The 23,194-nt window shown below is 54.2% G+C and carries 19 protein-coding genes; 11 read left to right on the top strand and 8 right to left on the bottom strand.

All coding sequences use genetic code 11. The features are described 5' to 3' along the window. Positions 1 to 46: 46 nt before the first annotated feature. The 5 genes from hisN (at position 47) to gatB (ending at position 4,988) form a co-directional block, all read left to right on the top strand. Positions 47 to 865 carry a histidinol-phosphatase gene (gene hisN / locus LA756_RS12225; RefSeq protein WP_224440156.1) on the top strand — a complete coding sequence of 273 codons (819 nt, stop codon included), beginning with the start codon at positions 47 to 49 and terminating at the stop codon, positions 863 to 865. A 100-nt stretch (positions 866 to 965) separates the two neighbouring features. Beyond that, the gene (gene rpmB, locus LA756_RS12220) at positions 966 to 1,241 is read left to right on the top strand and encodes a 50S ribosomal protein L28 (protein WP_105329255.1); all 276 of its coding nucleotides are present in this window, start codon (positions 966 to 968) and stop codon (positions 1,239 to 1,241) included. Between the two features lie 115 nt (positions 1,242 to 1,356). Next, positions 1,357 to 1,650 (top strand): Asp-tRNA(Asn)/Glu-tRNA(Gln) amidotransferase subunit GatC, encoded by a 294-nt coding sequence (gene gatC, locus LA756_RS12215; protein ID WP_224440155.1) that lies wholly within the window; start codon positions 1,357 to 1,359, stop codon positions 1,648 to 1,650. A gap of 263 nt (positions 1,651 to 1,913) precedes the next feature. Then, complete coding sequence (gatA, locus tag LA756_RS12210) at positions 1,914 to 3,452, top strand: Asp-tRNA(Asn)/Glu-tRNA(Gln) amidotransferase subunit GatA (RefSeq protein ID WP_224440154.1); 1,539 nt, start codon at positions 1,914 to 1,916, stop codon at positions 3,450 to 3,452. A 63-nt stretch (positions 3,453 to 3,515) separates the two neighbouring features. Then, entirely contained in the window at positions 3,516 to 4,988 is a 1,473-nt protein-coding gene (gatB, locus tag LA756_RS12205; RefSeq protein WP_224440153.1) for an Asp-tRNA(Asn)/Glu-tRNA(Gln) amidotransferase subunit GatB, read from the top strand. Positions 4,989 to 5,006: 18 nt separating this feature from the next. Here the strand turns inward: gatB and LA756_RS12200 are convergent, their stop codons facing one another. Then, positions 5,007 to 5,384 carry a hypothetical protein gene (locus LA756_RS12200; RefSeq protein WP_224440152.1) on the bottom strand — a complete coding sequence of 126 codons (378 nt, stop codon included), beginning with the start codon at positions 5,382 to 5,384 and terminating at the stop codon, positions 5,007 to 5,009. 104 nt (positions 5,385 to 5,488) lie between these two features. Between LA756_RS12200 and LA756_RS12195 the strand changes: the two genes are divergently transcribed. The 3 genes from LA756_RS12195 to LA756_RS12185 all read left to right on the top strand — a co-directional run bounded on the left by LA756_RS12195 (position 5,489) and on the right by LA756_RS12185 (position 8,107). Then, positions 5,489 to 6,298, top strand: a complete 810-nt coding sequence (locus LA756_RS12195; protein ID WP_224440151.1) for an S-adenosyl-l-methionine hydroxide adenosyltransferase family protein — start codon at positions 5,489 to 5,491, stop codon at positions 6,296 to 6,298. Positions 6,299 to 6,413: 115 nt separating this feature from the next. Continuing rightward, a complete protein-coding gene (locus LA756_RS12190; RefSeq protein ID WP_224440150.1) occupies positions 6,414 to 6,701 on the top strand; it encodes an SAM hydroxide adenosyltransferase in 288 nt (95 codons plus the stop codon). Continuing rightward, positions 6,695 to 8,107: an APC family permease gene (locus LA756_RS12185; RefSeq protein ID WP_224440149.1), complete on the top strand. Its 1,413-nt coding sequence runs from the start codon at positions 6,695 to 6,697 to the stop codon at positions 8,105 to 8,107. Before LA756_RS12190 ends, LA756_RS12185 begins: the two co-directional genes overlap by 7 nt. Here LA756_RS12185 and LA756_RS12180 read toward each other — a convergent pair. From LA756_RS12180 to LA756_RS12150, 7 genes are all read right to left on the bottom strand, one after another. Beyond that, complete coding sequence (locus LA756_RS12180) at positions 8,104 to 10,047, bottom strand: ATP-binding protein (protein WP_224440148.1); 1,944 nt, start codon at positions 10,045 to 10,047, stop codon at positions 8,104 to 8,106. The genes LA756_RS12185 and LA756_RS12180 overlap by 4 nt on opposite strands. Continuing rightward, entirely contained in the window at positions 10,034 to 10,717 is a 684-nt protein-coding gene (locus tag LA756_RS12175; RefSeq protein ID WP_224440147.1) for a hypothetical protein, read from the bottom strand. Before LA756_RS12175 ends, LA756_RS12180 begins: the two co-directional genes overlap by 14 nt. A 232-nt stretch (positions 10,718 to 10,949) precedes the next feature. Further along, positions 10,950 to 11,672, bottom strand: coding sequence for a type 1 glutamine amidotransferase (locus tag LA756_RS12170; protein ID WP_224440146.1), 723 nt, complete (start codon positions 11,670 to 11,672; stop codon positions 10,950 to 10,952). Then, on the bottom strand, positions 11,669 to 13,024 hold the full coding sequence (gene bioA / locus LA756_RS12165; protein WP_224440145.1) for an adenosylmethionine--8-amino-7-oxononanoate transaminase: 1,356 nt from the start codon (positions 13,022 to 13,024) through the stop codon (positions 11,669 to 11,671). The genes LA756_RS12170 and bioA overlap by 4 nt, the downstream gene beginning before the upstream one ends. A 74-nt stretch (positions 13,025 to 13,098) precedes the next feature. Further along, positions 13,099 to 14,175 (bottom strand): hypothetical protein, encoded by a 1,077-nt coding sequence (locus LA756_RS12160; RefSeq protein WP_224440144.1) that lies wholly within the window; start codon positions 14,173 to 14,175, stop codon positions 13,099 to 13,101. Continuing rightward, a complete protein-coding gene (locus LA756_RS12155) occupies positions 14,172 to 15,836 on the bottom strand; it encodes a hypothetical protein (protein WP_224440143.1) in 1,665 nt (554 codons plus the stop codon). Before LA756_RS12155 ends, LA756_RS12160 begins: the two co-directional genes overlap by 4 nt. Then, a complete protein-coding gene (locus LA756_RS12150) occupies positions 15,833 to 17,161 on the bottom strand; it encodes a MotA/TolQ/ExbB proton channel family protein (RefSeq protein WP_224440142.1) in 1,329 nt (442 codons plus the stop codon). Before LA756_RS12150 ends, LA756_RS12155 begins: the two co-directional genes overlap by 4 nt. Positions 17,162 to 17,799: 638 nt before the next feature. Between LA756_RS12150 and LA756_RS12145 the strand changes: the two genes are divergently transcribed. From LA756_RS12145 to LA756_RS12135, 3 genes are all read left to right on the top strand, one after another. Next, on the top strand, positions 17,800 to 18,138 hold the full coding sequence (locus tag LA756_RS12145) for a hypothetical protein (protein WP_224440141.1): 339 nt from the start codon (positions 17,800 to 17,802) through the stop codon (positions 18,136 to 18,138). A gap of 56 nt (positions 18,139 to 18,194) precedes the next feature. Further along, positions 18,195 to 19,574, top strand: a complete 1,380-nt coding sequence (locus LA756_RS12140; protein WP_224440140.1) for a helix-turn-helix domain-containing protein — start codon at positions 18,195 to 18,197, stop codon at positions 19,572 to 19,574. A 476-nt stretch (positions 19,575 to 20,050) separates the two neighbouring features. Next, positions 20,051 to 23,194 carry a hypothetical protein gene (locus LA756_RS12135; protein ID WP_224440139.1) on the top strand — a complete coding sequence of 1,048 codons (3,144 nt, stop codon included), beginning with the start codon at positions 20,051 to 20,053 and terminating at the stop codon, positions 23,192 to 23,194.

Here is a 23,194-nt window from a genome sequence, read left to right as displayed (position 1 = left end):
AAGCCGTATCGGGGGCTTGTTCCTCCTGCGCCACCGTTCTATTCTCATGTCCATGAACACCTCACAAAGCGATCTCGAAAAGCGTTTGGAAACAGCCCGACGGCTGGCCCGATTGGCAGGCAAGAGCACCCTGGAGCACTTCCAGCGGTCCGATCTTTCTTTTGAAAAGAAGGAAGACGAATCTCCTGTTACGGTGGCCGACCAAAACGCGGAAAAGATTATCCGCCAAGGACTTAAGGAAGAGTTTCCGGACGACGGTATCATTGGTGAGGAATTCGGCAGCGAAGAAGGTTCGACCGGATTCAACTGGATTGTCGACCCAATTGATGGCACCAAAGCCTTTATCGCTGGGGTTCCTCTTTTCGGAACGATGATCGGTGTGGAAAAGGATGGCAAATCCCGTCTCGGCGTGGTTTACATTCCTGGCTTGGACGAAATGATCTCCGCCGCCGAGGGGCAAGGTGCCTGGTACGAACGTCCGCACCACGACCCCGTTCGAGCACAAGTCAACAAGACGCCTAAGCTGAGCGACGGCGTGATGGTGACTTCTCAGGTCAGTACTTTCAACAAGCGAAATGCTACTCAGGGCTTCTTAGAGCTTGAAGAAAGGTCTTTCGTCACCAGGACTTGGGGCGACTGCTATGGCTACATGCTGGTCGCCACAGGGCGTGCTGTCTGCATGATTGACCCGATGATGAGCATCTGGGATGCAGCCGCACTTCAGCCGATCATGGAAGAAGCTGGCGGAACGTTCACCAGTTGGACCGGCGAATCGACCATTTACAGTGGCGATGGGATTGGGACGAATGGCATGGTTCTGGAAGAGATTCTGGAAGTTTGCCGCAAGTACCCGATGCCAGAGTAGGGAAATCCACGTTTCTCGACACCTTGCGGACTAGCTGCCGTCTCGGTAAACTGGTCCGTTTCGTATCAAGCATCTGACGACCGTCTAGGAGTCGCTGGCAATGGCCAACGTGTGTGAAATTTGTGGCAAGGGCCACAGCATGGGCAATAAGGTTACCCTCCGCGGTAAGGCGAAGTACCTGGGCGGTGTCGGTACCAAAATCACGGGCATCACGCGTCGCAAGTTCAAGCCGAACCTGCAGACCGCCAAAGCTGTTATGCCCGATGGCGAACACAAGAAACTGAAAGTTTGCACCCAGTGCATTCGCAGCGGTTACGTCAAGAAGGTTGTGCGTCATCGCCCCTTCAAGCTTCCTTCGGAAGAACGCGGCCGCTAGTCTAAGTCTTTAGGAGCGATGCTCGCGATAGAGTGGGCGTGCGTTCGTTTAAGATTTCGTCCCCTGATACTCATGGGGACGTGGCCTGATAGGTTGCTTACCACGGAGAAGTTCGATGTCCTCGCTGACCCGGGAAGAAGTCGAAAAGGTTTCGCTGCTGGCACGTTTGCGTTTGTCGGAAGACGAATTGACGACGATGACCGAGCAAATGAGCCAAATCGTCAGCTATGTCGATCTTCTCAGCGAAGTGAATACGGACGATGTCGAGCCGATGGCTCATGCCGTCGAGCAGCATAACATCTTTGCAGAAGATGCTGTCCATGAGTCGCTGCCACGCGACGCTGCTTTGGCCAATGCTCCGAAGCGGGACGACGAATGCTTCCGCGTTCCCGCAGTGCTGGGCGACTAGGTTTCGCTCCTGATTACATTATGACCCTCGATATCGGTGTGCACCTTGGTGCTGCGTCTGATCGAACCGGTCACCTTCTCGCGTGCAATCGTTCCTGCTTCTCTGGCTGATTGCTCTTACGACGACTAGTCAACCGCCGCCAATTCCGCCATCATAGGCAGTTCGCAGACTTAACTGCTTACGCGGCACTGGCATAGCCGGTGGCACCTTTGGAAAACGCGGCATGTCCGCAATACCGACGGAAAGAAAAGGCAAAACGCACGATGGCTTTGTACGAAGCGTCCGCCACCCAGTTGTTGTCTCAGCTTGAATCTGGCGAAGTGACCTCGGTCGAGGTGACAAAGGCCTGCTTGGATCGTATTCGCCAACACGATGGCGAAGTCGGTGCCTTTCTGAAGGTGATGGACGACAAGGCATTGGCCAAAGCCGAAGAGGTCGATCAAAAACGTAAAAGTGGTCAAGCAGTCGGCAAGCTGGCCGGCGTTCCAGTCGCGGTGAAGGATCTCTTGTGCACGGAAGGGGAAGTCACCACGTGTGCATCGAAGATGCTCGAAAACTTCGTGCCGCCCTACAGCAGTACCGTTATCGAGAAACTGGAAGAAGCGGACGCGGTGATCGTCGGTAAGACGAACATGGATGAGTTCGCCATGGGTGGCTCGACCGAAAACTCCGCTCTTGGAAAGACCCGAAATCCTTGGAACACAGCCCTCGTGCCGGGCGGGTCATCCGGTGGCGCTGCGGCCTGCCTAGCAGCTCAGATGGTACCTCTTTCCATCGGTACCGATACTGGCGGATCGATTCGCCAGCCTGCTTCGTTCTGCGGTGTAGTCGGTTTGAAGCCGACTTATGGTCGCGTCAGTCGTTATGGATTGATCGCGTTCGCCAGCAGCTTGGACCAGATTGGCCCGATGGCGCGAACGGCTGAGGATACGGCTCTGTTTCTTGAAGCGATGAGCGGCCATGACCCGCAAGATTCGACATCCGCTAATGTGCCGTGCCCGTTGTTTAGCAAGTCGGTCGATAAGCCGCTGGAAGGGCTGCGAATCGGTTTGGTTCAAGAGCATTTCGGCGATGGCTTGAACAGCGAGGTCAACTCGGCAGTTCGAGAAGCGGTGAAGGTTTACGAAAAGCTCGGTGCGAAAGTCGTCGACATTTCGCTTCCGCACAACAAGTACGGCATCGCCACCTATTACATCATCGCTCCGAGCGAAGCTTCGAGTAACCTGGCACGCTTTGATGGTGCTCACTACGGTCATCGTTGCGACGAATCGGAAATGCTGGAAGCATTGCAGAAAGAGAAAGAAGCCCTCGCGGCAGCAGGGGACGAGATCGGCCTCAAGCGAATGGACACGCCTCTGATTCGCATGTATCGCCAAAGCCGTGCCGAAGGTTTCGGTCCGGAAGTCAAACGCCGCATCATGCTCGGTACCTACACGCTTAGCGCCGGCTACTACGACGCTTATTACTTAAAGGCGTTGAAGGTTCGCCGTTTGATTCGCGAAGACTACGACAAAGCGTTCAAAGCGGTTGACGTCATTGTAGGGCCAACGGCTCCTAATCCAGCGTTTGCCGCGGGATCGAAGACCAACGATCCGCTGGCGATGTACCTAGAAGACTTGTACACGGTGACCGCCAACCTGGCAGGTATCCCCGCTATTTCGGTCCCTTGTGGGATGACGGCCGATGGCTTGCCGATCGGTCTACACATGCAAGCCCCCGCGTTAGAAGAAGATCGCCTTCTGCGTGCGGCCCACATGTTCCAGAAGGAAACCGACTGGCACGCGAAGACGCCCAGCCTGTAAATCGGTACGGCTCGAATCACGAAACAATTGATGGATCACGACGAGTAACGTCCAGGAAAAGTCATGAGCGACGCTTACGAAATCATTATTGGGTTGGAAGTTCACGTGCAGTTGGCAACGAAGACGAAGCTCTTCTGCCGCTGTAGCACCAAGTTTGGGGCTTCACCCAATACGCAGACATGCCCAGTATGTCTTGGTATGCCAGGCTCTTTGCCGGTGATGAATCGCGAGGCGTTTCAGCTTGGGTTGAAGACTGCGTGTGCGCTCAATCTGAATGTGCCTCGCTTTACGAAGTGGGACCGCAAAAACTATTACTATCCTGACCTTCCCAAGGGATATCAGATCAGCCAGTTTGATCTGCCGATGTCGGAAGATGGTTATCTTTGGATTAGCGATCCGAAGGAGCAATTTGAAGCCAAGAAGGTCGGCATCATTCGTGCCCACTTGGAAGAAGATGCCGGCAAGTCGATGCATGATGAAGTCGCTGGCAAAGCGGATACTCGCGTCGACTTGAACCGTACCGGAACGCCGCTGCTAGAGATCGTCAGCCAGCCTGAAATGAACTCGCCGCTGGAAGCGAAGGCATATCTTAACGAGCTCAAGCTGATTCTCACGTACCTCGGTGTATCCGACTGCAACATGCAAGAGGGAAGCTTGCGTGTTGATGCAAATGTGAATTTGCACATCAAGTCGGACGATCCTAAGAAAATCGCCACGCCGATCGTCGAAATCAAAAACATGAACAGCTTCCGCGCCGTCGAACGTGCGATTGCCTATGAGGCAACGCGTCAGTACGACGAATGGCAGGAAACTGGGAAGACGATCAAAGACGCTCCCAAAACAACACGCGGTTGGGACGACGCTGCCCAAGTCACACGTCCACAGCGGGAAAAAGAAGACTCCAGCGATTACCGTTACTTCCCGTGCCCCGACTTGGCTCCCGTCACCACGACGGCCGAAGAAGTCGAAGCGGTTCAACAGTCGCTGTGTGAATTGCCAATGGCGATCCGCGAACGTTTGCACGACGGCTACGGGATTCCTGCCTACGATGCTGACGTGATCGTCAATCAAGGCATCGTCGCCGTGAAATATTACGAGGAGTTAGCCCTCAAGACCGGCGACGCCAAGATGTCCAGCAACTGGGTACAGCAGGACGTACTGCGGGTACTTAAGGAACGCGACATCGAGTTCGATCAGTTCCCCATCTCGGTGGAACGTTTGGCCGGTTTGCTCAAGGCAATCATGAATAAAGAGATCGATACGACTCGGGCCAAGGATGTCTTTACGCAGATGCTCGATAGCGACAAAGACGCCCAGGCCATCATGAAAGAAATGGGCATCGAGAAAGTCGACGATTCCGAGATCGACAACCTGGCGAAAGAGATCCTGGAAGCCAATCCCAAAGCGGTTGAAGATCTTAAGAACGGCGTGCAGAAAGCGGTCGGAGCCCTCATCGGTCAGGCCAAAAAGAAGAACCCCAACATTGACCCCGGCACCTTCCGAGCAAAGTGCATTGAGTTGGTCAAGGATATGTAGACGTTCGAGCACATCCAATCATAGGCGTTTTAGTTCTAGCCATTGATGCGGTGTAAAAAGAGAGGCGTAGCCCGCAAACAGCAGTCTCCAGCCTTTCAGCCGACCGCTGACTTCAATGTCGATGATCTCGCCTGCCTGGATTTCCAAATACATCGGAGCCGTCTTCGCCCAGTCGATACTCGCAACGATCGATACGGTACCCGCTTCCACCGGGATGAGAATCGTCTGATTCACAGCGATTTTTTCGCGTGGGACATTGTTGACGGTAATTAAGTACCTCCGCACGAAATCCTGGTATTGCCATTGCCGCCTAATGCGGATCGTCGCGTCTCCACGGCCGCTCTCTGCCATGAGTATCTCGGCCTTGGGCGATTCAAATGGATTGGTCTCAGGCATCGAAGCTGGTCTTCGTTGGGAGAAACGTTTGTCGTTCGTTACAATAGATTTAGTAACGACAACGCAACTCGTGACGCTGGAACATCATTGTAGCAGCTTCGGATATGTTCACTCCCAGTGGAATCATCGCTTTCACTACCGACTTTCAGACCGACTCTTTTTATGTCGCCGAGATGAAAGTTGCCGCGTACCAAATTGCCAGAGAGGCAATGCTGGTCGATGTCACGCATGCGATTCCACCGCAAAACGTTGCCCAGGCAAGCTGGACGCTGCTGCGAGCTTTGGAAGCGTTTCCGGAAGGGACGGTACATGTTTGCGTCGTCGATCCAGGCGTTGGTACCGAACGGAAAATTCTCGCTGCGATTATCCACGGCCAAGCGGTGATAGGTCCCGACAACGGACTGTTCGATGTCATCGCTTCGCGCTATCACGTGTCGGCCGTTGTGGAACTCAATAATGAGGTCTACTTTGGCCCGAAGCGTTCCAGCACGTTTCATGGCCGAGACATCATGGCCCCCATTGCTGCCCATTTGATTCGAGGCATTCCCATCGACAGCTTAGGCGACTTGCGGGATAGCCCGCTTGTTGCGAAAGAAGCGAAGGAAAAAGTCCTTGCTAAAAGGATGGGCAATGAGATTCATGGGCACTTCGTTTACGCCGATTCCTTTGGTAACAGCGTGACCAACATTTTCGCTGAGGACATTCCAGATCAGTGGGAAGCCAATCGAATTCACATCGGGTCGGACTTGTTTCACGTAGATGGATTGATCAAGACTTATGGAGAGCGTGAGCCTGGATCGTTGGTAGCGCTGGTCGGTTCGTCTGGCCAATTAGAGTTGGCTGTCGTGCAGGGCAACGCCGCCCAAAAGTATGGTTTTGCTCCAGGTACGCCCGTTAAGATCGTGCATGAATAAGGCGATTGGGTGGTTATCCGCCCTTAACGATCGCAAGATGCTTGGCGAAATGGGTGAAGATAGCTAGAATCGCTCGCAAGATTCCTCCTCCTCACCATTTCAGGAATATGCCAACGTGCCGAGTCGCATCTCCGGAAAAGTCGTATCCATCTCGGAAACGGGAGACGCCATTACCGACTTGGCTCACGAACAATTGGCCGATGTCCCGCAAGATGACCGGACGTCGATCGAGTGCGGCGGACATACGACGCTGGGAGTCTATCCGCTGGATCACGACCAACCAGAAATGACCTACGTCGCGATTCTGGGAAAAAGTGGCTGCTTGGAACTGTCCCTCATTGGTGATAGTGCTGCGAAGTTTCTGGGGCTGAAAGTCAACGACGAAGTGACGATCAAGTGGTAGAGCAGTCGCCTGGTCCTAAAGACGAAACTTCCAACGTCGAACATCAGCCGAGGCGATTCGGTTTCTGGGCCGCCTACTTCTTAGTCGTCGCCAGTATGGTCGGGGCCGGCATTTTGACTTCGTCTGGATTCACGTTGCATGATACAGCCAATCCGGCTGGCTTGATGATGATCTGGACGCTCGGCGGTATCTTGGCATTGTGCGGAACCGTAACGATCGCGGAACTTGCCACCATGCTGCCCAAAGCAGGCAGCGATTATCTGTTTGTGCGTGAAGCTTATGGACGTGAAGCAGGTATCGTCGTCGGCTGGGCCACGTTCGTTTTAGGGTTCGCCGCACCGACCGCTGTCGTAGCGAGATTATCTGCCAATTACCTCTCGATACCCGTTTCGCAGGTCATCAGTGTTGGTCCCGCCGAGGCTTACCTCGAGCCTTTGTTGGCAACCGCTTTTGTGGTTGTCTTAATGGTGACGCACTGTTTGGGGCATCGCGAGAGTAGCGGAATTCAGGTTCTCTCGACACTGGTTAAGATCACTCTGCTTGTAGGTCTCGTTGTTATCGGGCTCTTGTTCGGCGAAGGAGATTGGGGACATTTTGCGGCGAGTCATGTTCCTGATTCCAACGAGTTTTTCACGCTGGGCATCGGTTTGATTTACGTCAGCTATGCATACACAGGCTGGAATGCCGCAGCCTATGTCGCTGGTGAAGTCCGCGATCCAGAGCGTTTGTTGCCACGAAGTTTAATCGCCGGATGTCTGTCGGTGATGGGCTTGTACCTGCTGGTAAATCTGACGTATATCTTCGCACTTGATCCACAGGAAATGACGCAGCGAAGTATTCCGGAAGTGATTCCTGTGGCCCAGTTGGCTGCGAAACAAATGTTTGGAAACCAAGTCGGCGATGTTGTCTCGGTACTGCTTGGATTAGGGATGCTGGCTTCGGTGAGTGCCTATATGTTGTCGGGGCCGCGCATCGCGTTTGCCATGGCGAACGATGGCGTCTTTCCAAGATTTGCTGCACGTTTACATGAGCGTCGGCAGACACCGATTGCGGCAATTGTTGTGCAAGGGTTGGTCGCCATTGGCATGGTTTGGTCAGGGCCGTTTCTCGACATCCTGAATTACACAGCCATCGGTTTGGCGGTCATTTCTGGCTTGGTAGTCGCGAGCATCTTTCCGCTACGAAACCGAGAAGATCTACCGCATCCCTATCGATTGCCGCTGTTTCCTCTGCCGCCGCTTCTCTACTTGGCGTTAATGGGATGGATCGTGCTCTCAGGGCTCATGCAAGATTGGCAGGGGATCCAAGATGGAGAAGGTTTGCCGACAACGACGCTGAGCTTGTTAACCATCTTGTTCGGCTTGCCGGTGGCTTACATCTTAGAGCGTCGCCGCCGTTCCGCTTAGACCGAAGCCGATTCGGAGTGAAAGCGAATCAATTCGATCAGCTTGGCGCGATCGACTGGCTTAGTCGAATAGTCGGTGCAACCAGCTTCGATACAGCGATTGCGATCCTCGGCCATCGCATGAGCCGTTAACGCGATAATTGGACCTTCATAGCCATCGGCTCGTAGCTTGGACGCTGCCGTGTAACCATCCATGATTGGCATTTGCATGTCCATCAGTATGACATCGAATGGTTCGCCCTGGGCGGTTGCGTCCATGGCCTTTCGGTAGCCGAGCTCGCCGTTTTCTGACATATCGACGGATGCACCTGCCTTCTTCAGCAGGAAAGAAATCAATCGCTGATTGTCAGGGCCATCTTCCACCAGCAAGATCTTTAAACCGTTCAACACATCTTTCGCGTTGGTGGTCTTGGCTGGTTTGATGTCTTCGGCCGGTGCGACCGCTTCCGGTTCTTGAAACTCAACATTGTGCAGCGGACCAGGATCGACTTGCAGCCGGAATGTTGTACCGAGGTGCGATGTTTCTAAGATAAACAAATCTCCGCCCAGTAGTTCGGCGAAGCGTTTGCTGATCGTCAATCCAAGGCCGGTGCCTCCGAAACGCCGCGACATCGAACCATCCCCTTGAGTGAACGGTTGGAATAATTTGTCGCGCATCTCGTCAGAGATACCAATTCCGGTATCGCGAACGTCTATTTGTATCTTTCGATCCGGTGCTTTACCCACTAGCGAAACGGTCAAATTAAGCGATCCCTCGTGCGTGAATTTGATCGAGTTGCTCAGCAGATTCATCAAGATCTGACGCAAACGTGTCGGATCGGTCAAAATCATCTCAGGAATCGGACCATCGTATTTAATGTTGATGGTCAGCTTCTTCTCTTCCGCTCGGACTTGCATTAATTGTCGAAGATCGGCAATCAGGCGATGCAGCGAGCAGGGTAGGTTTTCGACTTGGAATTTGCCTGCTTCAATCTTCGAAAGATCGAGTAAATCGTTGATCAGCGCGATCAGGTGCGAACCGTTTCGGCGAATGGTTTCAATCGCCTCGACACGTTCCACAGGAGCTTTGTAAATGTCACCTGTTTCCAAAAGCACGTCCGCAAAACCAAGAATTGCAGTCAGTGGCGTTCGGATTTCGTGGCTCATATTCGCCAGGAACGCACTCTTTGCACGGTTGGCTCCTTCGCTCGCTTCGATAGCTTTGCGAAGTTCATCCGTCTGACGCTCTAGGCGTTCGTGCGATTCCTGCAGCACAAGACGCTGAAGTTCGATCTCGCGGGTACGATCGGTCACTTCCCGTTCGACTTCCGCTTGCATCTTTTCCATTTCGGCTCGCCGGTTGGCGATGACGGTCATTTCACGGCAACTGACCCAAGTCGAATAGATCAGGAAGATATCTTCGAACACGACCCAGCCGATATGCTCCAAAGAGCGTTGCCAACCGAAAATAGAAACGGCATATATCGATTCCGGCCATAGCATTCCCCGCAAGAGATGGTCTGCCGCGACGACTGCCGAGGCAGTCACGAGAACTTTCCAGTCTCGATAAAACGCGAGAAACGCAAGAGATCCAAACACATGGAAATGCGCTTCGAGGCGTCCACCCATGAGGTGAATCAGAAGGGCCGAAGCGAGGGCCTGACCAACGGCGATTGTCTGGCGAGTGATAGCCCGGCCAGGCAAATAGTTGGCAAGCAAGATCGGAAGGCTGCAAATCAGTCCGCCGAGAAACAGGGCAGACCACAAGTGTGGATGAACATACTGAGTTCGCCCGGCCCAAGAGTAAGGAGACACCCATAGCGCAATCGCAATTCCTGCAAGCCATTGCAGGAACATAAGCACGGCGAACATGTGATCGGTTCGCCGATATATGGCATCGCGATGCTCTTCCAGCAATTCGCGAGCGCGATCGTTAATGGGCCGGTCTTCACTCAGAGGCACGACTCATACCTCCGGAGGAAACGTCTAGCGATGCTGCATCGTTCAAGATAGAGCAACCATAAATATTGGTCGAATCGCAGATCGATTTTCCGTCAAGGATGTATTGGACGATGGAAGATCGCCCCAAGTTGTCTCCTTCGTGTCCCCGAGCCATGGTGATGCCGCCGCTAAAAATTCGGCGTCCGTCTGGAGCATAAAGGAACGTATGCCCTGAAGTCATCGCTCCAAACGATTCGGAAAGATGACCTTCGGAATCGTTGAAGATGCGAACGTTCGGGATCTCGAGAGCCTGGCGAATGATTCGGGTGTTGTCCCAGGCCTCTTCGTCAGGGTGATAGATAATGATGTGCGTTGAGATTTTTGAACCGCACGTAGTTTGAATTCGTGCAAGTTCGTTCAACGTAGCGCTCGAACAGGGACATTTCGGATGGACGAATACCAAAAGGTTCGGGCGATTCGTATCGAGCTTAATGGCCGTATTAAGAGGCCAAACACTCGCATCGTCGTTTCGATGTCCTGGCGTGTTGTGATAATACAGCATGGCGGCAAAGCTGCTCCCGATCATGCTCGCCCATACAAGGACGATGATGGGTAGAAGGGATCGGCCTTTTCGCGGAGCTACGCCCGTCGCGTCCGAATCTTCCTGGGCCTGCCTGGTTTCTCGACTCATAGCTAACTTTCGACTCGTACCATGCTCGACCGGTGGTGCACTTATTTCCGGTCTGAGCCAAAGCTTAGGTCGTTAAGAACGCCGGCGCACGATTACGGCCATTGGATGAGGCATGCCGTAGTCATCGTCATCCAATGACAACGGTTGTAACGATTCTGCGGAAGCGTGATTTGAGCGTCAGAGAGTTGGTATCGCTTGATTTAACCCACCAGGGGGAGCGAGTTGGATACGTTTAGCTCAGAAAGTGATCGCGAAAAAGTCGCAGCAGCGTTTCGCATTGAGGGGCCGCTTTGCATCGGCGACGGAAGACATCAAATGGAATCTTCGCGATTCGCTCGCAATACTCGGGGTAGGCCTCGATGCGGCTCAAGAGCATCGGCAGTGTTAGTTCTGGGTGGAACTGCGTGCAGTATATCGGTCGCCCGTCAAATCGAAATGCCTGTTGGGCGACGGTGTCGTTCGTGGCGAGAAGGGTTGTTTCAGGCGGAAGTTCAATCACGCGATCTTCATGCCCCATATAGGCAGGGAATGTTTCAGGAAGATGCGAGAAAATGGGATCGATAAGTCCCGCATCCGTGAGAGAAACGTCGTTTGTGCCTAGTTCCGCGTGCTCAAGATCATGGATCACTTTTCCTCCAGCTGCGCGGGCCAACGCTTGAAAGCCCCAGCAGGATGCGAATGTTGGTTTGCCGCTTTCTAGAAGCAGCTTCAAGCTATCCATCGCTTTGTGTAGCCATGGGGCATTGCTGGTCACACTATACCGACCAGAGCCCCCGATCATCACCATGTCGACTTCTGCTAAGTGCGACGTTTGAAGCGAAGTCGACAAGAGATCGAAAACCGCAATCGCGTCCGACGAGCATCCCAACGCGTCTGAGAAGCACTCGATCTCTTGCAGACGAATGGGATCGTCAGCGTCACGGATTTGGATCAACAAGTAACGAAAGTCGTTCATTTAGTCGAAGCCTTGTTGAGAGTGACATGATCGATTCCACGAGCGATCACTTCGCAAATCGTATCGATTTGCTCTAACGATACGGCAAGCGGCGGCATGATCACGAGTACGTCCCCAAGCGGGCGAATCCAAAGTCCATGATCAAGGGCAAACTGACAAACCTGGTGGCCGTGGCGTTCTGCCCAGGGGAAATGCTCGCCGGTCGTGCGATCCTTCACTAACTCGACAGCGGCGATCATTCCATTCTGACGGACGTCTCCCACATGAGGATGTTTGGCCAGTTGCGCCAGGTGGTGGCCAATTCGTTCGATCTTAGCCGGCAGTTTTTCCAGGGTATGCTCTTGCTCGAAGACATCGAGAGTGGCCAATGCGGTTGCAGCACTAAGTGGGTTCCCGCCGAACGTGTGCCCGTGACAGAGCTGTTTCGCTTCAGAATACTCACCAAGATAAGCGTCCCAAATCTCCGTAGTCGCGATCGCCGCGCTCATGGGCAAATAACCTCCGGTAAGTCCCTTGCCGAGGCACAAGATATCAGGAACGACGTCTTCTTGCTGACAACCGAACATGGTGCCTGTGCGTCCCAAACCGACGGCGACCTCATCGGCGATCATTAGCACGTTATACTTCTTCGTCAGCTCACTAACCCCACGTAAGTAGCCTGCTGGCTGCATGATCATTCCCGCTGCACCGAGGACAAGGGGCTCGATCACCACAGCGGCGATCGTCTCGTGATGCTTGGCGAGTGTTTCTTCCAAGGTGCGCAGGTGGTGCTCGCAGCTGGTTTCACGATCAGGCGTGCGTCGGTCAGGAATCGGCAAACGATGGACTGGAAACATCAATGGTTTGAAGACCGCATTGAATCGATCGACACCGCCAACACTGATCGTGCCGATCGTATCGCCATGGTAGGCATCCTCGAAACCGATGTACGAAGTTTTCTGTGGCTGAGGTTCACCGCATTGATGCCAATACTGAAACGCCAGCTTGATGGCGACTTCCAGAGCGGAAGCACCATCGCTACAGAAGAACGTATGGTCGAGATTGCCTGGGGTGATCTCGGCCAGCCGTTTCGCTAAGCGAATGGTGGTACTATTCGAGCACCCAAGATTAGTCACATGGGCCACTTTGCCAAGCTGTTCTTGCACGGCGGCGTCGATCACCGGATGACGATGTCCATGCACGTTGCACCACATGCTGCTGACGCCATCGATCAGACGACGGCCTTCGGTATCGATCAGCTCGCAACCTTCGGCCGATTCAATGATCAACGGATCGTAGCAGGCCATTTGGGTGAAGGCATGCCAAACGAAGTGCTTGTCCCAGTCGCGAAGCTGCTGCGTGTTCGGAGTCATACGCTCGAGATGAAATAAGGTCGCAAAACAAAGACCTTATTGTAAAGGATCACACCGAACAGGTCAGGCTGGGGCTACTGCGAAGATGAGCGAGAGCCTTGGGGGCTGCCGCCGATGGGGTAGTCGGCTGGAAGTGGTCGCGCAGCGGTTGTGAAACCAATCTCATATAAATCGTCGCGGACGGTTCGGAAGTCTTCAAAGCTGTCAGGGTAAGTCCAGATGGTGATCGTCGTCCGGCTCGGATCGAGCGAAGCAATGATTTCACGAAATCTGGAACCAGGCTGAAGGGCTTCGTTGACAGGATATCCTAGCTCTGGCATCTCGGACTCGAGCGTGAAGTTCTGCAGTTCGACGCCCCCACGCGTTGCCGTCCCAAGTGAAGTTTCCATTTCGTACGAGCGGCTAACGAGAGTGTACTCCATCACATAACCGTTCATGGGACCGATGCGAGTGACTACTTTGCCTTCGCGTCGAGCCCGATCGAGGTGGTTACGAGCATCGTTCTTCATCGCTTCGACGAGACGTTCCATCGGCACGTACGAAATCCGCCCATGCTTCAAGCGAAAGTGCTCTTCCTTGCCGAACACAGTTTTCGCGAGTGGCGTTGGGTAATGTGCCAGTTCTTTCACTTCCGGGCGATAGTCACGCAGGCTTTCGATTTGATCGTAAAGTTGCTCCAACTGCTGCGTCGTTTGCAATAGCTCGCGCTGCTCGGTAACTTCCTGCTGTTTGGTCGCCGAAAGCTCTTCCTGCTTTTGATTCAAAGTCGTTTCTGCAGACGTCAGAAAGAGCTGCAACTGGTTGCGTTCCTCGAACGCTAGTTTGGATTGCTCTTGTACTTGCATGATGTCTTGCTGAATGGCCGCGACACTCTGGGCCATGCTGTTCAGTTCTTCCAGTGTCGGTCCCTTCGGCTGTGGCGGCGAAGGTTCTTCTACTTCTGGTTCGACAGGAGCTGGAATCGACAGTGCTGGCGGCTTTGTCGGTTCGGTTTCACCAAGGGCCGCATCAACGATGGCATCTCGCGCCGTGATTCCGACCACCATAATCAAGATGATCAGAATGCCGACCAGGTTGGTGACCACGTCGAGAAACGAATCGAGCGAAGGGGCGTTATTGTCGCCACTTGTTTTTTTCGCGGGGCGTCTCACTTGCGATTCACCTCGATACCAGATCCGTAAAGAAGCGTTTCCAATTGCTGAACGACTGGATCGCCACCTTGCTCGACGGTGATCTGCAGGATTGGCTTCCAGTAGAAGTTGCGGCCTGCCATCCCCCAGCTGTCGATCCGAGTATGAATCAAGCGAACCAGTTTATCGGCGGCCGCTTCCATGTTGCCATCGACAGGGACCGTCTCCGCTGGTCCCAAGACGCCTCGCTCTTGCACGAGAGTCATTTGGGTGCCGCTGACAACGAGTGTTACGGGGCGAGTAATTGCCGTGTTCTTGGGTCCGGCGCCGGGAAGTGCCCAGTTACTGCCACGCTTGGCTGCCAGGGGCGTCGCAGACGAGCGACTTCCGCCTTGGCCGCCGGAAGCATTCGGTTGGTTCGGGCCGGCTTGTTGAGCATAAGGAGAACCACGTTGGCCATCGGCTGACTGTTGTTCAGGTGGAGCCTGGCCAGAGTAAAAGCCTGGGCCGGACGTTTGTTCACCGCGTCGCTGCTGGCTTTGCTCAAGCATGTTGGTTGCTTCTCCGCCGCCCAGTTGGCCTGACCCGCCGTACGTTTCCGCTGGCATGTTGCTGGTGCCATGGCCTCCGTCAACGAATCGGTTGGCGAGGAATTCTTCGTCGCCGTTGCCACCGCCACCTACCGGCTGGAAGCCCCCGTTACGTGTCGCGGCAAGATGCTGATCTTCCAGTCGACCATACTTCTTCGGTGCTGCCATGATCAACGCGATCTTGCGACGTCGAGCAAGTTCGACCGTTTCAATCAGCTGTTTGGCCAGAAAGCGATCGGCCGGTGGATAGGCAAGCTTGGTGTCTTCGTCGACCAATTCATAGCCGAACTCGTCGTCCCAGCCATTAAGCGCTTCTCGCGCCGCGGCATACGACTCTGCACCTCCAGGACGAACCACCAGCAACGGGTAAGGATTTCCTTGGCCTGGAATGCCTTGCGATTGACGGTATTCGCGAATGGTGCGTAGTGATGCTGCGAGTGGGTTGCCGGGGCCGAGAGGCTCTTGGAAATCGTTTCCTGAAAGGCCGATACCTTCCGGCTGAATGATAACGCGGTCGGCCGTGCATTCAATGTAAATTGGCTGGCGTCGCGTGCCACTTTGGCCATCGTAAGGAACCAGCGCGTAGGCGGGCTTGCGTCCTTCGATCTCTTTGCGAACTTGCTCGAGTTCCGCTTGTGCTTGGGCAATCTCTGCGTCGAGGCGTTTCTTCTGCGTCTCGAAGTCGTCGGCGCTGCCGGTGACGTTGTCGGTTTCTCCTTCAAGCACTGCAATGTCTGCGCGAAGCTTGCGAATTTTGTCAGTCAAACGGCGGCTATGGTCTTCCAGGCCAGCCAATTGCAAACGAGCATCCTCCAACTGCTTGAGACGTTTCTCTCGCAGCTGTTTGAGCTCTTCCATCTGCTCGGTGTAGTCTTCCTGCGGCGGTGGTTCTGGTGCCGGAGCAACAGGTTCCACTTCGGCAGGTGCCGGGACCGAGAGAGGTGGCAGGTCGACCGCAACCGCTTCCGTACGTGCTTGAAGAACCATCACCACAAACAGCACGATTAGTGCGCCCATGGTACAGATCAACACGGCGAGGAAGGGGAACAGCGAGATCTCGACCGTATGTCGTGCTGAACGACGTCGACTCACGCGGCTTGACCTTTGTCCTTGCGATCGAGTTGGACCGAAGCGTGGCCGCTTCCAGTCATGCGAGAATTAAGCAGGTGAATCGTTGCGGCGAGGCTTTGAACTGTTTCCTCAAAGTGCTGCTTGCCGGCCAACGTTTCCAGATTGCGATTGAGCGATTCTTCGAGACTCGCCACTTCGCCGGTCGCTTCGACGACTTTCAGCAAAATCGTTCCCTGTTCGGTCAGCTGTTCATGCTGATTGTGGATCGAAGAACTGACTTGATACAACGCGTCGACAATACCGTTGAGCTGTTCGGCTGAACGCTGAATCGAGTGCTGCTGGGCAGAAGCGAACGCTTCGGCATGCGTCTTCAACGATTCAGACAGGGCATTGTGCAATGCTGTTTCCATCTGTTCGCTACTGGATGTGATCAGGCGTTGCCAATGCTGATGCGCTGAGGAGACCGTGTCTCGCCACAGTTCCGTTTGGCGAACGACCAGGTCTTGCGTCGTTTGAATGGTACGCTCGGCCATCTTTTTCACGGCCAAGACGCTCGGATCAGTCGCGCTGCCTTCGGTCTCGAAGCGAGCGGTCAGCTCGTCGGCGGCGATGGCATCGACACTGTTAAGCAGTTCCGATTCGACGCGTCCCACAACAAACTGAGCAAACATCAATCCAATGGAAAGCGTCAATGCGAGTGCGGTCGTATCGAACGCCACACTCAATCCTTGCAGCAAGCTTTCCATGGCAACTTTAGGTTCGTTGACCAACGCTTCCGGTGAAAGATTACCCAGTGCAAGCGTGATCCCAATGACGGTACCCAAAAAGCCGAGCATAGGCGTTGCCCAGATAACGATGCGAACCATCGAGTAGTCGTGTTCGCATTTCTCTTGGTCGATATCGGCCAGGTATTTCAGTTCGTCCTGCAGGTTCGAGGCGGTCTGGCTGGCATGAACATGCTGCAAACCTTTGGAAAGCCGCTGGAACAAAAGTGTCGGATGAAACGATTCCGGTAGCTGATATAGGGAATCGAGAAGCGACGGGGCCTGTTCGATCTTGGCTCGATTGCCATCCTGGGGAGGCAAGTCGACATGATGGAGCGAGCGGAACTCACCGACCAGCTGACCAGCTTTCAGCAACAATGCTGCGACACCGACCATGAACATGGCAACTTCCGCATATTCGACCGGATGGGCCGTGACATAGCGAAGCAGCGGGTGGTTGGGGACCAGGCCAAAGTGTATCGCTCCGTAGAACAATACCGTCAGCGCCGAGCCGATTAAAAGGGGCCAACCCAGCTTCGCGGCAATGGATTGGGAAATCTTGGGGGCGTCCGTCTGTTGCACAATCGAACTCCTTTTCGATGGCACCGCACATCCCGGGGAAGGGGGCGGAACAAAAGGGAAACTCTCGTTAATCGTTAGAATCGACATTTCGACCCCTAACTAATCAGGCAAAATTTCAAGCCAATTTGGAACGGTGTTAGTTTGGGAAGGAATGGAGGCTTGCGGCAATGCAATGGATTTTTCGAGATTCGCCCCAAAAGAGCTTCAATACGGCGTCCCAGGTTGCCGATAACTCTTAGCGTCGAGGCAATCAACGCTTCGATAAACTCCGCTCAGCAGCGGACTTGCTTAAATGCAATCGCACGTAAGTGCGTCGAATTAAATCCCGGGGGGGAAATGAATGTTCGGCCGACGGACTTAGTCCGTCGGCCGATGTTCTTTCTTGGAAGAATTTTTCTACGACGGTCATTCTGGCCTCTTAGCCCACCAAATCGATGTTTGTGGCATCTCCAGCCATTGATAAACTAGGCCTAGTTCGGGCGAAAATGACGATATTGAGCACGTTGACCCCCGCTATGGTGGTTGTCGCCGTCAATTCACCCTAAATAACCGTCCTACAAATAGTTGCATCTCGGAATTGGGCTTCTAGAATAAGTCTTGGAGGAACGATTCCGTAAATCGCGTAATCTAGGTGATTTATGTGGAAGACGCTTCTCTCGGCGATCGTTGTCATGGTCGCTGTCACGCTGAGCGCTGAACTTTTCCGCAATACCTCGTCCGCATGGGCCCAAAAGCAGCATGGACTTCCAGTCTCCAGCGGATTGGTCGTACACAATATGCCGTGCGAAAGTGGTGGCCAATTTATGGTGATGGTCGACCCCGAAACACGGGTTTTGGCCGTTTATCATGTGGAAGGAAACGGGGGGAAAGTTTCCTTGAAAAGCGTTCGCAACTTACAATGGGACTTACTCATCGAGGAATTTAACGGGGGCGAACCAAGCCCGCGCGAAATTCGCACACTGCTCAACCAACCGTAGTGGGGTCGCCATAGGAATATGGCTTCCCGCGAGGTTGGAACCTTTTGGGAGCCATCATGGCCGATTATCTTCCACTTTCTGAATTCGCCGAGAAGCTCGGTGTCTCTGAGGAAACGATCCAAGACCTCCGCGAACGTGGCAAAGTCCGCGCTTTCCGAGATGGATCTAGCTGGAAGTTCAAGGAAGACGAAGTTGAAAAGGCGAAAGCGGTTCTCGCCGAAGAAGGCCTCGGCGGCAGCGACAGCGAAAGCCAGGAATTTGAACTGAGCGGCGTGACCGATTCGGATGAAGGGTCGTCCGGATCGATGGACAGCCTGCTTATCTCCGACACCGGCGAAGGTGGCGACAGCGGCTCCTCGAACATCATCGGTGATGATTCCGACAGCTCGCTCAGCTTGGATAGCGATATCGGACTGGGAGATTCCTCCAGCAGTAGCATCGACCCTGCCGGCGAATCCAATCTCAGCAGCTTGGATCTCGGCGAAGGTTCGGACATTCTCGAAGGTTCGTCCATCAACAAGCCAGTCGACGAAGATAGTTTCAGTCTGTCGGACGACGACGAAGAGCTTTCATTAACCGACGACGATGGGAGCGACGCCAACATTGACTTGGGTAGCGAACCTGCTGACCCAGAAGGTACCGGCAGTGGCCTAAGCCTTGGCTTAGACGATGAATCGCTTGATCTCGGAACCAGTGGTATTGGGCTGGACGACAATGACAGCAGCGGCGAATTGACGCTCGACATCGAAGATGACGAAGACAGCAGCATGGATTTGCTCGCTTCCGACAGCGAGCTTGGTCTCGCCGACGAACCTGCTTCCAAGGGTGGAAGTGAAATCAACCTGGTCGACGACGACAGTGGTGTTGGACTCGCTGCGGACTCGGAAGATGACAGTGACTTCTCCCTTTCCAGCGGCGACAGCGGTTTGGAATTGATCAGCGACGACGATGCCGCAGAAGTATCGGCGGTAGAAGTCGAAGAGATCGAAGAAGTTGAAGTAGCTGAATCAGCCTCAGGGGCGGCAGAAGATGACTTCCTGTTGACGCCTGTGGAAGGGGAATTGGAAGATGACGACAGCGGTTCGCAAGTGATCGCGTTGGACTCCGATTCGATGTCTTCCGAATCAGGCCTGTTCGGCAGTGCCGCGCTTGAAGGAGACGACTTCGGCGGCCTCGGTGAAAGTGATGGTCTAGAAGCGGACGACGATTCCGTGATGGCCGGAAGTGGAACGATGGCCGCGGCCGCTCCTGTTGCCGCCGCACCAGCGGAAGTTCCCTACTCGTTCATGAACGTTCTCAGCTTGGGCATCACGGCAGTGTTGCTGGTCGCGTGCGGCCTGATGGCGACCGACTTGATGTGGAACATGTGGAGCTACAACGAGCCTTATGCACTCAACAGCACATTGATGGATGGTATCCTCAGCATGCTGCCGTAGTCACCTTCGGGTGATTGCTTGGAAAGTACAAAACCGCGTTTCACAACCAAGTGAAATGCGGTTTTTTCTTTAGGGAATTACCTCTGCGGGGCTACGGGGCGATTCGCCTTCGAAATCCGGGGCTTCCTATCCGGATTTTCCGGCCAAGATGGGACAAATTCGGAAAACTAAGTCTGCGGGTTCCCCGACGACCATGTATCCGTAAGCGGTCGCCGCGCTATAATACTAGTAATGCCTCAAGCGGCGACGACCACATGGACGTAAGTTGTTGCCAGATTAGGCAATTTGGCCAAAATAAAATCGATGACTGGGCCCCGCTTCCCAGTTTTCGCGAAGAACGAAACTACGAAGCCGCGATCGTGATGCCACAGGCGTGGCTAAGGTTCCTCCCATGGCAATCTTGTGGGAGGGCCACATCATCACCCCGCCTTGCTTTTCAAGCGAATCGCTTGCTTCCTGACCTCATGGAATAACTCGTGGCAAGACCCAAACTTGTCTCCCCTGATCAACCTCTTCCGGTTCGCATCCTGCTGCACTTCTACGAGTTCGCAGCATCGCTCAGCTTAGCAGTGGTGCTGATTAGCTTGATGGCGATTGCGCTGATCTTTGCCACGTTCGTTGAAGCAACCTTCAACACCGACGTCGTGCAGTTTTATGTCTACCGTTCGTGGTGGTTTGGATTGATTTATGGGTTGTTGGGGGTCAACATCTTTTGCGCGGCAGCCATTCGTTATCCTTGGAAGCGACACCAGACAGGGTTTGTGATCACGCATATCGGATTGCTCATGCTTCTGCTCAGCGGAGCAATCAGCCGCAGCAAGGGCATCGATGCCCAAGTTCACGTCTGGGAACATGATTCGTCCGAGCTCGCTTTCGACAACGCCTACTACTTCGATCTGCGAGTCAACAACGACGCCATGGGGGCTCCGATGATGGGGCCGGCAGTCAATGAAGTACAGCGTCATACGATCGACTTCGCACCTGGCATGTTCAACTGGGCATCGTACGGCGAAGGTTTCAAGAATTGGAAAGTCGCCGAGCCTGATCTCGCGAAATGGTTTACGCCGGTGTTTTATATCACCATGCGAAACCGCGCCGGCAACGTGATGTACAACCACGACGGCGTGAAGCTGGAAGTGCTCGATTACTATGCAGATTGCAAATGGTGGGACAACACGCCGACCATTCAAGTGATGATGAGCATGCCTGAGACGACTCAGCGTGCAGCCGACGGGCGAATGGAAGCGGTTGGCGAGCAGTGGATGCCGATGCGGCTGTCTGTTTTCAAGGCGACTCAGCAGCCGAAGTATAAGTACGGCATCGGTGACGGCCAGCGTAGCGGTGGCGGCAGCATGACATTTCACATGGCTGGAAGTCGCGCCGCGACGGAAGCTTTTCTAAAGTGCGTGCCGGAAGAAGGTTCCATTGGCGAGAACGGTCAAGCCATTCTGTATGTCGACGGCAAGACGACGGTGATTGACGTCAAAGAGCAGCTTGGTAAGGACCCACAGCCTATCGAAGCATCTGATTTGACCTATCAAGTTAAGTCGTATTTCCCCACGGCACAGCTCGATCAAGTTGATGGCAAGGACTTCGTCTGGGTTGAAGTCCCGGAAGAGGAAGGGGCCGAACCACGCAATCCGACCGTGGTGATCGACATTCTGAAAGGGGACGAAAAAGTCGACCAGCTGACGCTGTTGGCCAACATGCCGCAGATGAACATGCAAGGCTTCGCCGAAAATGTTTACGGCCACTACTGGTACGACTTCGGCGAGAAAGATGCGGCCCAGCTCATGCGTGGTGGCGACAATGGTTCTCGGATCGACCTCATTCAAGGCGTTGCCGAAGGGGCGGAAGACGAATCATCTACCGAAGCAAAGCGAGTCTTCTATCGTTACTGGAATCGCAAAAAGGTCGTTGCTTCTGGCGAACTAAAAAGTGACGCGACGGAACTCGATGCGGTTGATGCGTTCAAGATGCCGTTTGCCACGCTGCGGATGTATGTGAAAAGCCTCGTCGCCGCAAGCGAGCCGATGGCCCAGCCGGCTCCGTTGCCATTTGGTGCATCTGGACCTATGGGCAACACGCCTGCAGTCAAAGTCCGTTTGACGGTGCAAGGCGAAACGGATGACGATACCAAGACCGAAGAGTTTTGGCTGCGTGCCCACATGAACGAACCAGATGTCGGACTCGATGACGGTTCAACGCTGCATACGCTGACCGTGGGGGACCGCGAAGTAAAGCTCTCGATGCCGATCAAGTCGTACCCGATTGGGTTCCGCATCCAGCTCGATCAATTCGAACGCCGCTTAGATCCTGGTACTTCGCAGCCGTCGCACTATTCCAGTGACGTGCAATATCTCGATCGTCAGCACGATCGTTACTTCATGCGTTCTCCATCCGGAAGCGATCAGTTCACGCAGTTGGAAGTGGTTGAAGCTCGCAATCCCACGTCGATCGGCAAAGCAGGCTCGATGCTTTACTGGATTGACGTAGCGGACAACACACAGAAGATTCTCGTCAAAGATCTGAGTAAACCGGAAGAACCAGCCACGGAAATTGTGACGCGTGCCGGCAAGGATCCCCGAGACTTAGTGGTCGACACCGCTGGCAATAAACTGTGGTGGCTTGCCAAGCAGTCGAGCCGTCTCGCTCGTTCCGACGTCGATGTCTTGATGCAGGCCGATCTGTTCAGTGGAAGCCCGACGGCAGTAACGATGTTCGACCGTACGCCTCGTGGCTTGGCAGTTGATTCGGAGAGCGGTTGGGTCTATTTCGGTAACCCGGCAGGCAAGGCGATTGGCCGAGTCAGAGACGACGGCAGCGAAATGGAAACCAGTTGGCTCAAGGGTGCCGGCGTTGTCACCGCACTTGCCATCGACCCTGAGAAGAAGACGATCTACTTCGCCGACGACGCCAACAATGCCATTGGAAAGTCGTCTACCGAAGATCCTCGCACGTCGTACTTATACACCTACACCAAGGAGGGACGGCCCAACAGTCTGGCGGTCGATACCCAGAGCAAGCTGCTGTATTGGAGCGATGAAACGCCCAACGGCATCGACCCGAATGCCCGAAAGCATTTGGGCGATCCGGCGATCGATCGTTCCGCTCCGCAAGAGATCAACACGGTGATTCGTGTGCTCGACTTGAGCAAGCCATCGAGCGATCCTGAAGTGCTGCATGCCAAGCTGCTGAACAAGCCAGATGGCTTGGCCATCGATCCCGACACGGGCGACTTGCTCTTCACTCAGACCGCTTTGTTGAAACGCGATGTCTGGATCACGATGAACGCCCCGGACGATTTTACTGAACCAGCCGGCGGACGCGATTTGCGAATCTTCCAGGAGTCGTTCGAAGGGCCCTATCTGGCTGGGACTGCGCAGTATCGCGAGTTCGTCCCGAAACGCAGCAATGATTCCGAAGTTTATAAATCGGTCTTCTCGGTCAACTACGACCCCGGCACCGCGCTGCGGTATTGGGGATGTTTGTTCGTGATCGGGGGGATTGCCTGCATGTTCTACATGCGAGCGTATTTCTTCAAAACAAAACGAACGTCCGATCCTCAGGCGAAAGCGAAAGCTCACCCAACGACGATCAAGACAGAAGTGGTTTCGTGA

It is taken from the genome of Bremerella sp. TYQ1 (assembly GCF_020150455.1).
Taxonomy (GTDB): Bacteria; Planctomycetota; Planctomycetia; order Pirellulales; family Pirellulaceae; genus Bremerella; species Bremerella volcania_A.
This window is presented reverse-complemented; position numbering and strand designations above follow the sequence as displayed.